This is a genomic window from Sphingosinicella humi, from assembly GCF_003129465.1.
Taxonomy (GTDB): Bacteria; Pseudomonadota; Alphaproteobacteria; order Sphingomonadales; family Sphingomonadaceae; genus Allosphingosinicella; species Allosphingosinicella humi.
Genome location: NZ_QFFF01000001.1, coordinates 346,670 through 360,054 on the forward strand (window position 1 = coordinate 346,670; position 13,385 = coordinate 360,054).

General features: G+C 65.0%; 10 protein-coding genes. 9 read left to right on the top strand and 1 reads right to left on the bottom strand.

Annotated elements, in window-relative coordinates; genetic code table 11:
* Positions 1–33 precede the first annotated feature (33 nt).
* The 8 genes from DF286_RS01725 to DF286_RS01755 are packed head-to-tail and all read left to right on the top strand — an operon-like array spanning position 34 to position 11,038.
* Positions 34–2,784: a nitrate/nitrite transporter gene (locus DF286_RS01725; protein ID WP_109269866.1), complete on the top strand. Its 2,751-nt coding sequence runs from the start codon at positions 34–36 to the stop codon at positions 2,782–2,784.
* On the top strand, positions 2,781–6,575 hold the full coding sequence (locus DF286_RS01730) for a nitrate reductase subunit alpha (protein WP_109269867.1): 3,795 nt from the start codon (positions 2,781–2,783) through the stop codon (positions 6,573–6,575). The genes DF286_RS01725 and DF286_RS01730 overlap by 4 nt, the downstream gene beginning before the upstream one ends.
* On the top strand, positions 6,572–8,101 hold the full coding sequence (gene narH, locus DF286_RS01735; protein ID WP_109269868.1) for a nitrate reductase subunit beta: 1,530 nt from the start codon (positions 6,572–6,574) through the stop codon (positions 8,099–8,101). Before DF286_RS01730 ends, narH begins: the two co-directional genes overlap by 4 nt.
* A complete protein-coding gene (narJ, locus tag DF286_RS01740) occupies positions 8,098–8,796 on the top strand; it encodes a nitrate reductase molybdenum cofactor assembly chaperone (RefSeq protein ID WP_109269869.1) in 699 nt (232 codons plus the stop codon). The genes narH and narJ overlap by 4 nt, the downstream gene beginning before the upstream one ends.
* Complete coding sequence (gene narI, locus DF286_RS01745) at positions 8,793–9,587, top strand: respiratory nitrate reductase subunit gamma (protein WP_109269870.1); 795 nt, start codon at positions 8,793–8,795, stop codon at positions 9,585–9,587. The genes narJ and narI overlap by 4 nt, the downstream gene beginning before the upstream one ends.
* The gene (locus DF286_RS01750; protein ID WP_109269871.1) at positions 9,584–10,498 is read left to right on the top strand and encodes a peptidylprolyl isomerase; all 915 of its coding nucleotides are present in this window, start codon (positions 9,584–9,586) and stop codon (positions 10,496–10,498) included. Before narI ends, DF286_RS01750 begins: the two co-directional genes overlap by 4 nt.
* Positions 10,498–10,854, top strand: coding sequence for a hypothetical protein (locus DF286_RS14920; RefSeq protein ID WP_146193544.1), 357 nt, complete (start codon positions 10,498–10,500; stop codon positions 10,852–10,854). Before DF286_RS01750 ends, DF286_RS14920 begins: the two co-directional genes overlap by 1 nt.
* A complete protein-coding gene (locus DF286_RS01755) occupies positions 10,832–11,038 on the top strand; it encodes a hypothetical protein (protein WP_109269872.1) in 207 nt (68 codons plus the stop codon). The genes DF286_RS14920 and DF286_RS01755 overlap by 23 nt, the downstream gene beginning before the upstream one ends.
* Positions 11,039–11,047: 9 nt before the next feature.
* Here DF286_RS01755 and moaA read toward each other — a convergent pair whose 3' ends face one another.
* Positions 11,048–12,046 carry a GTP 3',8-cyclase MoaA gene (gene moaA / locus DF286_RS01760; RefSeq protein WP_170303916.1) on the bottom strand — a complete coding sequence of 333 codons (999 nt, stop codon included), beginning with the start codon at positions 12,044–12,046 and terminating at the stop codon, positions 11,048–11,050.
* Positions 12,047–12,192: 146 nt separating this feature from the next.
* Here moaA and DF286_RS01765 point away from each other — a divergent pair, with 146 nt between their 5' ends.
* Positions 12,193–13,383, top strand: a complete 1,191-nt coding sequence (locus DF286_RS01765; protein ID WP_109269874.1) for an NnrS family protein — start codon at positions 12,193–12,195, stop codon at positions 13,381–13,383.
* The last annotated feature ends 2 nt before the right edge of the window (positions 13,384–13,385 follow it).

Sequence of the window (13,385 nt, forward strand, 5' to 3'; positions counted from 1 at the left end):
GCTCCGCGAAAGCGGATCGGGGTTCCAAGCGCCGTGACGCCGGGGCAGCCGCCTCCCACGCCGGGCGCCTCCAACGCCTTGTGGGCCAGCACGGCTGCGTTCACTGCCTGCTTCGCGATCTGGACGATCTTCTCGATCATCGGCCTCGGCATCAAGGATGAGCTGGGGCTTTCCGAAACAGAGTTCGGTCTCCTCGTCGGGACGCCCATCCTCACCGGCTCTCTCAGCCGCGTCTTCCTCGGCATCTGGGCGGATCAGCTCGGCGGGCGACGGGTTCTCGCTGCCGTGATGCTGCTCGCTGCCGGGGCGACATTCCTCACCTCCTATGCCGACAGCTATGCCGAGCTGCTGATCGCCGCCCTCGGAGTCGGCATCGCCGGCGGTGGCTTCTCCGTCGGCGTCACCTACGTCTCCAAATTCTTTCCACGGGAGCGCCAAGGAACCGCCCTCGGCATTTTCGGCGCCGGCAATGTCGGAGCGGCCGTTACCAAGTTCCTTGCGCCCTTCGTGATGATCGCCATGGGTTGGCAGGCGGTGGCGCAGCTATGGGCGGCAGCGCTTGCCCTCATGGCCGTCGCCTTCCTGCTGCTGACCCGCGAGGATCCCGGCCAGATCGCGCGCCGCGGCGGCGGCAAGCTCGCCGGTTCGATGGCCGAGCAGCTCTCCGTCCTCAGGAACATCCAGGTCTGGCGCTTCGCGCTCTATTATTTCTTCGTTTTCGGGGCGTTCGTGGCGCTGGCGTTGTGGCTGCCGCGTTATTTGATGGGAGTCTACGGTCTCGACGTCGAGACGGCGGGCGTGCTCGCCGCCCTCTTCTCGGTCGCGGCCAGCCTGTTCCGCATCTACGGCGGACGCCTTTCGGACCGCTACGGCGCGCGGTCGGTTCTATATGTCACCTTCGGCATGTCGGTGCTGTGCACCTTCTTGCTGTCCTACCCGCCAACCACGTACATCATTGAGGGCGTCCGCGGACCAATCACCTTCCGCACGTCGATGGGGCTCATCCCCTTCCTGCTCACCGTCCTCGTCCTCGGCTTCTTCATGAGCCTCGGCAAGGCGGCGGTGTTCAAGCATATTCCGGTCTACTATCCCAACCATGTCGGCGCCGTCGGCGGGCTGGTCGGCATGGTCGGCGGCCTCGGCGGCTTCATGCTGCCGCTCTCTTTCGGCGCCCTCAGCGACCTCACCGGCATCTGGACAAGCTGCTTCGCCCTGCTGTTCCTGCTCGTTTCCATCGCGCTCGTCTGGATGCACGGGGCGATCCGCCACATGGAGCGCGTCGCCATGCGCCAGGGCCGGGAGGAGCCCCTGCCCGAGCTTCCGGAGATGCAGGGACTCGGCGAGCCCGGCGTGGTCGTGCCGCCCCGAGGCCCCGGCCCCATCGCTGACTGGCGGCCGGAGGATCCGGAGTTCTGGCGCACGACGGGGCGGCCCATCGCGCGGCGCAACCTCTGGATCTCGACCTATTGCCTGCTCCTCTCCTTTGCCGTGTGGATGGTGTGGAGCGTCGTCGTCGCGCGGCTGCCCGCGATCGGCTTCGACTTCACGACCGACCAGCTTTTCTGGCTGGCCGCGCTGCCGGGCTTGTCGGGAGCCACCTTGCGCATCTTCTACGCCTTCCTGGTGCCGATCTTCGGCGGCCGCCTTTGGACGACCTTGGCGACGGCATCGCTCCTCATCCCCGCCTTCGGCATCGGCTATGCGGTGCGAAATGCCGACACGCCCTATCTGATCTTCCTGGTTCTCTCCCTTCTGTGCGGCCTGGGTGGCGGCAATTTCGCGTCGTCCGTCGCCAATATCAGCTTCTTCTTCCCCAAGTCCGAGAAGGGCAGCGCCCTGGCGATCAACTCCGGCCTCGGCAATCTTGGCGTCAGCCTGATGCAATTCCTCGTGCCGATCGTCGTCACCATGAGCCTCTTCGGTGCGCTCGGCGGGCAGAGTCAGGTGGCGAGCGACGGAACCCAGGTCTGGATGCAGAACGCCGGTTTCATCTGGGTCCCGCTGATCATCGTTGGTGCGCTCGCCGCCTGGTTCGGCATGAACGACATATTGAGCGCGAAATCCTCCTTTTCCGATCAGGCGGCGATCTTCCGCCGGAGCCATACCTGGCTGATGTGCTGGCTCTACACCGGCACATTCGGCACCTTCATCGGCATGTCGGCCGGATTCCCGCTTCTCGCCGGCCTCGTCTTCCCTGAGGTGAATGCACTCAGCTACGCCTTCATGGGCCCGCTGGTCGGTGCCCTCTCGCGCGCCGGGAGCGGCTGGATTGCCGATCGCCTGGGCGGCGCCCGCGTTACCTTCTGGGTTTTCGTCATCATGATCGGAGCGGTGATGGGGATGATCTGGTTCCTTGATGCCCGAAGCTTTTGGGGATTCTTCGCGATGGTTCTGCTGCTGTTCCTCGCCAGCGGCATCGGCAACGCCTCCACCTTCCAGATGGTGCCCGGCATCATGCGCCAGGAGATCGACCGCACCGCCTCGGGTGTCTCCGAAGCGGATCGCAGGCTGCGGGCGGAGCGCGAGTCCGCCGCCATCATCGGCTTCATCTCGGCCATCGCCGCCTATGGCGCCTTCTATATCCCCAAGGCCTACGGCTCCTCGATCGAACTGACCGGCGCGCCCGAGGCAGCGCTGTGGGGCTTCCTCCTCTTCTACCTGAGCTGCGCGGCGCTGACCTGGCTGGTCTATTCGGGACCCAAGGGGATGCTGCGAAGCCTCGAGCGCGGGATCCGCAACAAGGAGCCGGCGCTTGCCCATGCCACCAAAGGGAGCCATCGATGAGCCATTTCCTGGATCGCTTGACCTATTTTCGGAGGCAGCGGGAGAAATTCTCGGACGGACACGGCATCACGACCGACGAGCCCCGCGAATGGGAGGACGCCTATCGCAAGCGCTGGGCAGCCGACAAGATCGTCCGCTCGACCCACGGCGTGAACTGCACCGGCTCCTGTTCGTGGAAAATCTACGTCAAGGGCGGCATCGTCACGTGGGAGACGCAGCAGACCGACTATCCACGCACCCGCCCCGACCTTCCGAACCATGAGCCCCGCGGCTGCCCACGCGGAGCGAGCTACAGCTGGTATCTCTATTCCGGCACCCGCATCAAATATCCGCTCGTGCGCGCCCGCCTGATCCGCCATTGGCGCGAGGCGCGTAAGTCGATGGCACCCGTCGCCGCGTGGAAGTCGATCGTCCAGGATCCAGACAAGCGGCGCGACTGGGTCGCGAAGCGCGGCCGCGGCGGATTCGTGCGCGCCGGCTGGGACGAGGTGACCGAACTGATCGCCGCCGCCAACGCCTACACGATCAAGGAATATGGACCCGATCGGATCGCCGGCTTCTCGCCGATCCCGGCCATGTCGATGATCTCCTACGCGGCCGGCAGCCGCTATCTGTCCCTGATCGGCGGCAATCTCCTTTCCTTTTACGACTGGTATTGCGACCTGCCGCCGTCCAGCCCGCAGACCTGGGGCGAGCAGACCGACGTCCCCGAGAGCGCCGACTGGTACAATGCCGGATTCCTGCTCGTCTGGGGTTCGAACATCCCGATGACGCGCGCACCCGACGCGCATTTCTATTCCGAGGTCCGCTACCGCGGCGCAAAGAGCGTGGTCATCGCTCCCGACTTCAACGAGGCGGCCAAGTTCTCGGACATGTGGCTGCACCCGAAACAGGGAACCGATGCGGCGCTCGCACTGGCGCTCGGCCACGTCGTGCTTAAGGAGTTCTACGTCGACCGAAGGTGCGAATATTTCGCCGACTATACCCGCAAATATTCGGACTTCCCGCTGCTGGTGAAGCTCGTTGAGCGGGATGGCAAGCTGGTCGCTGACCGCTTCGTCCGCGCCGCCGACATCGAGGGTGCCGTTGGCGAAGCGAACAATCCCGACTGGAAGACCGTCGCCTATGACGAACTGAGCGGTGATCTCGTCGTTCCGACCGGCTCGGCGGGTCACCGCTGGGGCGATCCCGGCAAATGGAATTTGGAGGAGAAGGCGGGCGCCGGCCGCGCCGTGCGGCTCCGCATGACGCTGGCCGGTCATCATGATGAAATCCTTGCCGTGGCCTTCCCCTATTTCGGCGCCGTCGCGCCCCATGACTTCGTCGCCACCGCGCATGATGAAGTGCTGATGCGCAACGTGCCCGTGAAGGCGCTTTCGTTCGCGGACGGCACGAAGGGCTATGTCGCGACGGTCTTCGATCTGTTCTGCGCCAATTATGGTGTCGACCGCGGCTTCGGCGGCGACAATGTCGCCACCAGCTATGACGACGACGTGCCCTTCACCCCCGCCTGGGCGGAGAAGGTGACCGGCGTGCCGCGCCAGGCGATCATCCAGGTCGCGCGCGAGTTCGCCGCCAATGCCGAGACGACCAAGGGCCGCTCGATGGTGATCCTCGGTGCCGGGCTCAATCACTGGTACCACATGGACATGAGCTATCGCGGCATCATCGCGTTGCTCGTCATGTGCGGCTGCATCGGCCAGTCCGGCGGCGGCTGGTCCCACTATGTCGGCCAGGAGAAGCTTCGCCCGCAGACCGGATGGCTGCCGATGGCCTTCGCCCTCGATTGGACGCGCCCGCCGCGGCAGATGAACGGCACCAGCTTCTTCTACACGCACACCGACCAGTGGCGCTACGAGACGCTGAAGATGTCGGAGATATTGTCGCCGCTGGCGCCGGAGGGCGACTGGTCCGGCAGCATGCTCGACTATAATGCCAAGGCCGAGCGCATGGGTTGGCTGCCGTCGGCACCGCAGTTCGACGCCAATCCGATCGAATGGGGCAATCGAATCCACGAAGCCGGAGCCGATCCGGCGACCGTCGTTGCCGATGCGATGAAGGCGGGCGACATCAAGCCTTCCAGTCTCGATCCCGACAATCCGGTCAACTGGCCGCGCAACATGTTCTTCTGGCGATCGAACGTGCTTGGCGCGTCGGGCAAGGGCCACGAATATTTCCTGAAGCACCTGGTCGGCTCGATGCACGGCGTCGTCGGCACCGACGAGGATCTGGAGCGGATCGATCGGCCGAAGGACGTCGTCTGGCACGAAGAGGCACCGGTCGGAAAGCTCGACCTGATGGTCAACATCGATTTCCGCATGTCGACGACCAGCATCTATGCCGACGTCGTGCTGCCGACCGCCACCTGGTACGAGAAGCACGATCTCAACACGTCCGACATGCACCCCTTCATCCACCCGCTCTCAGCAGCGGTGGACCCGGCCTGGGAGACCAAGAGCGACTGGAATATCTTCCGCGCCATCGCGAAGAAATTCTCCGACGTCGCTCCCGAGGTGCTGGGGATCGAGCATGACCTCGTCACCCAGCCGATCCTGCACGACACTCCGGGCGAGCTGGCGCAGCCTTACGAGCCCAAGGACTGGCTCAAGGGCGAATGCGACCCCATCCCGGGCAAGACCATGCCGAACGTGCATCTGGTCGAGCGCAACTATCCGGAGACCTTTGCCCGTTTCACCTCAATGGGGCCGCTGCTGGAGAAGCTCGGCAATGGCGGCAAGGGGATCGGCTGGGACACGAAGCGCGAGATCGAGCTGCTTGGCGACCTGAACGGTCGCGTGCTGGAGGGCCCGACCGCCGGCCGGCCCAAGATCGACACCGATATCGACGCCTGCGAGACGATCCTGATGCTGGCGCCGGAGACGAACGGCGAGGTCGCCGTCAAGGCATGGGCCGCCCTGTCGAAGGCGACCGGGCGCGACCATAGCCATCTCGCCGAGGGCAAGGAGGAGGAGAAGATCCGTTTCCGTGACGTCGCCGCACAGCCGAGGAAGATCATCTCCTCGCCGACCTGGTCCGGGCTGGAAAGCGAGCATGTCTGCTACAATGCCGGCTACACCAACGTCCACGAGCTGATCCCATGGCGGACGCTGACGGGTCGGCAGCAGCTATACCAGGATCATCACTGGATGCGGGCGTTCGGCGAGGGGTTCGTCACCTGGCGACCGCCGATCGACACCAAGACCGTGATGCAGGTGCTCGGCAAGCTGCCCAACGGCAACCAGGAGATCATGCTGAACTTCCTGACGCCGCACCAGAAGTGGGGCATCCACTCGACCTATGCCGAGAACCTCATCATGCTGAGCCTCAACCGCGGCGGGCCGATGTTCTGGATCAGCGAGGACGACGCCAAGGCCGCCGGCATCGTCGACAATGACTGGATCGAGGCATTCAACGTCAATGGGGCCCTGACAGCGCGGGCGATCGTCTCGCAGCGCATCCGGCCGGGCTCGGCGATCATGTACCACGCGCAGGAGAAGCTGGTGAACACCGTCGGCTCCGAGATCACCGGACAGCGCGGCGGCATCCACAACAGCGTCACGCGCATCAACATGAAGCCGACGCACATGATCGGCGGCTACGTCCAGCTCGCCTACGGCTTCAACTATTACGGCACGGTCGGCGCCAACCGCGACGAGTGGGTGATCGTGAGAAAGATGAGCGAGGTGAACTGGTTCGACAAATCGGCGGACGACACGGCGAACGTGGCCGGAGGCACCGCGGACTGGGGCACGGGGACAAGGGGCGCGAACGCCCGGGAGGCGGCGGAATGAAGGTTCGTGCTCAGATCGCGATGGTCCTGAACCTCGACAAGTGCATCGGCTGTCACACCTGCTCGATCACCTGCAAGAACGTTTGGACCAACCGCGAAGGCGTCGAATATGTCTGGTTCAACAATGTCGAAACCAAACCGGGCATCGGCTATCCCAAGGATTGGGAGAACCAGGAGCGTTGGAAGGGCGGTTGGGTAAGGAAGAAGAACGGCAAGATCGTTCCCCGCCAGGGTGCCAAGTGGCGGATCCTCTCCAAGATCTTCGCCAACCCGCACCTCCCGGAAATTGACGATTTCTACGAGCCCTATACGTTCGAATATGAGTGGCTGCAGGCCGCGCCCGAGCTCCAGGCGCAGCCCACTGCCCGGCCCCGTTCGCTGGTGACGGGGGAACTGCTCAACAAGATCGAGTGGAGCGGCAATTGGGAGGACATGCTCGGCGGCGAGTTCGAGAAGCGGTCCTGCGACTATAATTTCGACGGCGTCCAGAAGGAGATTTACGGCCAGTTCGAGAAGACCTTCATGATGTATCTGCCGAGGCTGTGCGAGCACTGCCTCAACCCCTCCTGCCTCGCCTCCTGTCCGTCAGGCGCGATCTACAAGAGGGCGGAGGACGGGATCGTCCTCATCGACCAGGAGAAGTGCCGCGGCTGGCGGATGTGCGTGTCGGGCTGCCCGTACAAGAAGATCTACTACAATTGGTCGACGGGAAAGTCGGAGAAGTGCATCTTCTGCTATCCGCGCATCGAGACGGGCCAGCCAACCGTCTGCTCCGAGACCTGCGTCGGCCGTATCCGCTACCTGGGAGTCGTGCTGTACGACGCCGACCGCATCGAGGCGGCCGCCTCGGTCGAAAATCCGAAGGATCTCTACCCGGCGCAACTCGGCTTATTCCTCGATCCGAACGACGTCTCTATTCAGGAAGCCGCTCGGCGCGAAGGCATTCCCGAACAATGGCTCGAAGCGGCGACCCGCTCGCCCGTCTACAAGATGGCGATGGAGTGGAAGATCGCCTTCCCGCTCCACCCGGAATATCGCACCTTGCCGATGGTCTGGTACGTGCCGCCGCTGTCGCCGATCCAGTCGGCGGCCGAGGCCGGCAAGATGTCGGTCCAGGACGGCATGCCGGACGTGCGATCCCTCCGCATACCCCTGCGCTACCTCGCCAATCTGCTGACAGCCGGCGACGAGGAGCCGATCGCCGCGGCGCTGGAGCGGATGCTGGCGATGCGCGCCTATATGCGCGCCAAGAGCGTCGAAGGACGGATCGACGAGTCGATCCCCGAGCGCGTCGGCCTCACCCGCGCCCGCATCGAGGAGATGTACAAGATCATGGCGCTGGCCGCCTATGAGGATCGCTACGTCATCCCGACCGCTCGGCGTGAGCTCGAGGAGGATGCCTACGTGCTGCGCGGTGCCACCGGCTTCGGCTTTCGCGAAGGGACGAACGGCGCCAGCAAGGTCAACCTTTTCGGCGGCGCCAAGCGCACACCCCGCCACAAATATATGACGGACGTCCCAACATGAAGATCACGCTACGTGCCTTGGCGGCCCTGCTCGGCTACCCGTCTGCCGAGCTCCAGGCGAACATCCGGGCGGTGCGGGAGGCGATCGCCGCCGAGCGTTCGCTGCCGACTGCTGAGACCCGCCGTCTGGAGCCGCTGCTGAACCGGCTCGAGACCGCGGACCTGCTCGATGTTCAGTCCGACTATAGCGAGCTGTTCGACCGTTCGCGTTCGCTGTCGCTCCATCTGTTCGAGCATGTTCATGGCGACAGCCGTGAACGCGGACAGGCGATGATAGATCTCGGCCAGCAATATCTGGAGGCGGGGTTCTTCTTGGATTCGACCGAGCTGCCAGACTTCGTGCCCGTATTCCTGGAGTTCGCCTCCTGCCTGCCACCTGCCGAGGCCTCAGAGATGGTCGGGCAACCGGCGCATGTGTTCGCCGCGCTTGCCGAGCGGTTGGACAAGAGGGGTTCGCTTTACGCGGCGATCTTCCACGGCCTCGTCGCGCTGGTCGGGGTGCGGCCCGACGCCGAGGCGCTGGCCGAGCTGCAGGAGCGCGCGCCGGAGGAGGATCCAGCGAAGATCGACGAGGAGTGGGAGGAAGCGCCCGTCTCCTTCAGCTCAGGCGCGGTGCATGAAATGGGCGGGCCCACCGGTTTCGTCGCCAAGATCAGGGCGGCCAACCGGCCGATCAACAGGGAGAGCAGACGATGAACGACTTTATCAATCAGCTCGCGTTCGGCTGGTATCCCTATCTCGCCGTCACCGTGCTGGTGGTCGGCAGCATTCTCCGCTTCGATGCCGACCAATATAGCTGGCGCTCGCAGTCGAGCCAGTTCCTACGCCGCAAGCAGATGGTCATCGGTTCCAACCTCTTCCACATGGGCGTGCTGATCCTGCTCGTCGGCCACTTCGTTGGCCTCCTGACGCCCGTCACCGTCATCGACCGGCTCGGCATCGGCCATGACGTCAAGCAGCTCATGGCGCTGGTGGTGGGCGGCATCGCCGGTGTCGCAGCCTTCGTCGGCTGCTCGCTGCTGCTCCACAGGCGTTTGTTCGACCCGCGCATCCGGCGAAGCTCGTCGATCGGGGACATTGCGGTCCTCGTCCTCATCTGGTCCCAGCTCGTACTCGGCATCCTCACCACATATTGGACCATCCAGCATCTCGACGGCAGCGAGATGCTGCGTTTCATGAGTTGGGCGCAGGGCGTGCTCACCTTCGATCCGAACGCACCGACAGCGATCAAGGAGGTGGCGCTCGTCTACAAACTCCACATCATTCTAGGCCTGACTTTGTTCCTGATCACGCCGTTCACGCGGCTGGTGCACATCTGGAGCGCGCCGATCTGGTTCCTGCTGCGGCCCGGCTATCAGATCGTCCGGTCGCGGCGATCGGGAAAGCCGGATTATTCCCGCACGCGGGGACCAGTCGGTGTAGCACCGAGCTACGGCGGGACGACCATGATGCGGCAACATTCCGAGGAAGGGCAGGCAGGCGCATGACGAGGCGGCTCGACGTCATCAATCTTGGTGATCCGGAACAGGGCCGCCCAGCGCCGGTGATGCCAAGCGCCTGCGAAGTGGGCGGCTGCGGCGGCGGTCCGGAGCCGCGGATCCCGCCGCCGCCGAGCTTCGGCGACGTGATCGTCAATGGTGTCGAAATTGCCCCAGAGGCCATCGCCGAGGAGATCCAGCACCACCCGGCTCCCGACGCCGAGACGGCATGGATTGAGGCGGCGCGGGCGCTCGCCGTCCGTGAGCTCCTCCTGCAGGAGGCCCGTCGGCTCGGCCTCGATCCGGATCCCGAGGCTGACGACGCCGGCCGCAGAGAAGCGGAAGATGATGCGCTCATTAGAGAGCTGCTTGAACAGGAGGTCCAGCCCGCGCGAGCAGGTGAAGAGGAGTGCCGCCGATATTATGAGGCGAAGGTCGAGCGTTTCCGCACTCCCGACCTGTTCGAGGCATCGCATATTCTGATCGAGCCCGAAGGAATGGACGACAGCGGCTGGGCTGCGGCACAAGCGCGCGCGCGCGCCGTCGCGGCTGATGTCGGCGACGATCCCACCAAATTCGCCGCCGCCGCCCGAACCTTCTCGGGCTGCGCGTCGGCCCAGCAGGACGGGTCGCTGGGACAGATCAGGCGCGGTGAGCTCGTTCCCGCCGTTCAAGCGGGCCTGGAGGCGCTGCAGGACGGCGAGACGGGGCGGGAGCCGGTGCGTTCCCGCTTCGGATGGCATGTGCTCCGCCTCCAGCGACGCATCCCGGGACGCACCATCCCCTTCGAAGTGGCACAGGCCAAGATTGCCGACATGCTCGAGGCACGCAGCTGGTCGGTGGAAGCGGCCCGCTACGTGGCCGAACTTGCAAGACGCGGCCAAGTCGAGGGGGTGCTGATCGAAGGGGCAAGCGCCTGATGCCGATGCTCGGCGATATCCTTGCCGCAGCCCGCAACTCGGCTGGGTCTTTTCAGGCATGGTTGAAGGCATCGGACCCGGAGCTTGCAGCGCGGATCACCGCGGCCGCCGCGGCTCTAGGCATGACCCCAAGCGGCTATGCCCGAATGGCGGTCGCCGATTTCTCGCGTCTGGCTTCGGAGGAAGACTGGGCAACGCTCATATCGAGCCTCAGGGACAGCGACGATCCAGGCACCCTTTGTCTTCTCGCCATGGTGCACTGGCGCTTGACCGTATCCGGCTGCGACGCCCATTCTCATTCTCCACATGATCACGTTGGTGAAGGAACGTCCCATGAGCGATTCCGGACAGCCTAAGCCCGAAGACGCGCCGCTCAACCCGGCGCTGAAGAGCACGACCGAAAGAATCTATGACACAAGCTCTTCGCCTGCCCCCGTCGACACGACGTCGGCGAAAGAGAATGAGGGAGAAGGATGGCCCATCGTCTGGCTCGTCGTGCTGGCGATCTGCGTGGCGCTCACCCTTTACTTCATTTTCTGACCCGGCCGCTCAACCGCCGGTGACGCTCATATGGCGGGCAACCGCGGGTCGTGCGGCGTCGATACGGAAATCGTGGCGGCGGGGCTTTGCGGCCATCACGGCATCGAGCGCCCGGTGCACCGCGTCGCGCGCCCCGCTCCGCATCGCATCCCTCAATTCCACTCTCTGGTCGTGCCCCAGACACCCGTAGATCGTGCCGGTCGCCGTGATACGGATGCGGTTGCAGCCGTCGCAGAAATTGTTGGTCATGGGCGTGATGAAGCCGATCCGCCCGCCGGTCTCGACGACGTCGAAATAGCGCGCCGGCCCGCCCGTGCGATGCAAAGACGGGATGAGGCTATAGCGCTCCTGCAGCCGACGCTTCACCGCATCGAGCGGCAGATACTGGTCGGTCCGGTCCCCCTCGACGTCTCCGAGCGGCATGGTCTCGATCAGGGTAAGCCCGAAGCCCTGCTCGCCGCACCAGGCGACCATGGCCTCGATCTCATCCTCGTTGATGTCCTTGAGGGCGACCATGTTGATCTTGACCGCGAGGCCGGCGCGGCGGGCGGCCGCGATCCCGCCGAGCACCTGGCGCAGGTCGCCGCGCCGGGTAATGGCGCGAAATCGATCCTCGTTCAGGCTGTCGAGGCTGATGTTGATTCGCCGAACGCCGCATTCGCGGAGGCGCTGGGCAATCGGGGCGAGCTGGGTAGCGTTCGTCGTCATGGTGATTTCGTCGAGGCCGTCACCAAGGCGGTGCCCGATCGTCTCGACGAGCCACAGGATGTTGCGGCGGACCAGGGGCTCGCCGCCGGTGAGGCGGATACGCCGCACGCCGCGATCGACGAGGATAGCGGCAAGCTCGGCCAGTTCCTCCAATGTCATCAGCTCGGACTTCGGTAGGAACTGCATTCGTTCCGACATGCAGTAGCGGCAGCGAAGATCGCAGCGGTCGGTCACCGATAGACGGACGTAGGTGATCCGGCGACCGAAGCCATCGACCAATCCCGGTATCGTGCCCGACATGGAGTGCCCGTCCATCCGCTCCTGCCCCGACCTACAGCCCACCTCCTATAACAGAGGCGAGGCGACATTGATCCATGTCACGCAGCCGTCCTATCGACGATGGCATGGCTCGGCTATTCCGGCTCCTTGGAGGCAAGTCACGATCGATGAAGACGACGGCCCAGATCCTTCGCGACTATCGCGGCCCCGCCCTGTTCAGCTTCGGCTTCCGCCCTTTCTTTCTTCTTGCCTCCGTCTGGGCGGCGCTGGCGGTGCCGTTGTGGATGCTGGCCCTGTTCGGCGCGGGCGAGGACATGGCCGCGATCTTCACCCGCGACTGGCACGTGCACGAGATGCTGTTCGGCTACACCGGCGCCGTCATCGTCGGCTACATGATCGTCGCCGGCGCGAACTGGACCGGACATTATCCGGTGGCGGGCCGGCCCGTCGTCCTGCTGGCCGCGCTTTGGATCGCCGGGCGTGCGGCCATGCTGGCGATTTCCGCTCTCGGCCCCGCCGCCGCGGTTATCGACGCCGCCTTCCTCGTCCTGTTCGCGCTGGCCATGTGGCGGGAGCAACTCGCCGCCAGCAACTGGCGCAGCCTCGGCCCCTGCATCGTCATCAGCCTCATCGCGATCGCCGACATCGGCTTCCATGCGCGCGCGATCGTGCCGGAGCTCGGGCCGGCATCCGAGCGGATGGCGCTCGGCCTCGTCACCTTCCTCATCACCCTGATGGGCGGGCGCCTGGTGCCGAGCTTCACCAGCAATTGGATGATGCAGCAGAAGATCAAGCCCGTCCCCCCTCCCCCCGGCCGCTTCGATCAGGCGACCGTCGGCGTGACGGGCGCGGCGATCCTCCTATGGCTGCTCCTGCCTTCGAGCCCGTTGACGGGCGCAACACTGGTCGTAGCCGGGACCGGCCTTTTCGTTCGCCTGCTGCGATGGCGGGGATGGGTCGCCGGGCGCGACGGCATGGTCCTCATTCTCCACCTCGGCTATTTCTGGTGCGTGCTCGGCCTCGTCCTGCTCGGCGCCTCGATCCTGGCGCCGGCCGATGTTCCCGTCACCGCCGCCGTTCACGCGCTGACCGCCGGAGCGATCGGGGTGATGACCCTGGCGATGATGACCCGCACTAGCCGCAGCCATACCGGCCGCGAGCGCCGCGCCGACGAGATCACCCTCGTCATCTATGCCCTGGTCAATGCCGCCGCCGTCATGCGGGTGCTCGCGCCCTTCCTCATCCCGATCCATCTGGAGCTTCTGGGCCTCTCCTCCGCCTGCTGGTCGCTTGCCTTCGCCCTGTTCGCCCTGAGCTACGGCCCGATGCTCACCCGCCCCTGGCGCCGCCGGACCTGACC

Bases quoted from the DNA above. Each gene is read 5' to 3' on its own strand.
- DF286_RS01730 (WP_109269867.1), top strand. From the start codon at position 2,781: ATGAGCCATTTCCTGGATCGCTTGACCTATTTTCGGAGGCAGCGGGAG.
- narH (WP_109269868.1), top strand. From the start codon at position 6,572: ATGAAGGTTCGTGCTCAGATCGCGATGGTCCTGAACCTCGACAAGTGC.
- narJ (WP_109269869.1), top strand. From the start codon at position 8,098: ATGAAGATCACGCTACGTGCCTTGGCGGCCCTGCTCGGCTACCCGTCT.
- narI (WP_109269870.1), top strand. From the start codon at position 8,793: ATGAACGACTTTATCAATCAGCTCGCGTTCGGCTGGTATCCCTATCTC.
- DF286_RS01750 (WP_109269871.1), top strand. From the start codon at position 9,584: ATGACGAGGCGGCTCGACGTCATCAATCTTGGTGATCCGGAACAGGGC.
- DF286_RS14920 (WP_146193544.1), top strand. From the start codon at position 10,498: ATGCCGATGCTCGGCGATATCCTTGCCGCAGCCCGCAACTCGGCTGGG.
- DF286_RS01755 (WP_109269872.1), top strand. From the start codon at position 10,832: ATGAGCGATTCCGGACAGCCTAAGCCCGAAGACGCGCCGCTCAACCCG.
- moaA (WP_170303916.1), bottom strand. From the start codon at position 12,046: ATGTCGGGCACGATACCGGGATTGGTCGATGGCTTCGGTCGCCGGATC.
- DF286_RS01765 (WP_109269874.1), top strand. From the start codon at position 12,193: ATGAAGACGACGGCCCAGATCCTTCGCGACTATCGCGGCCCCGCCCTG.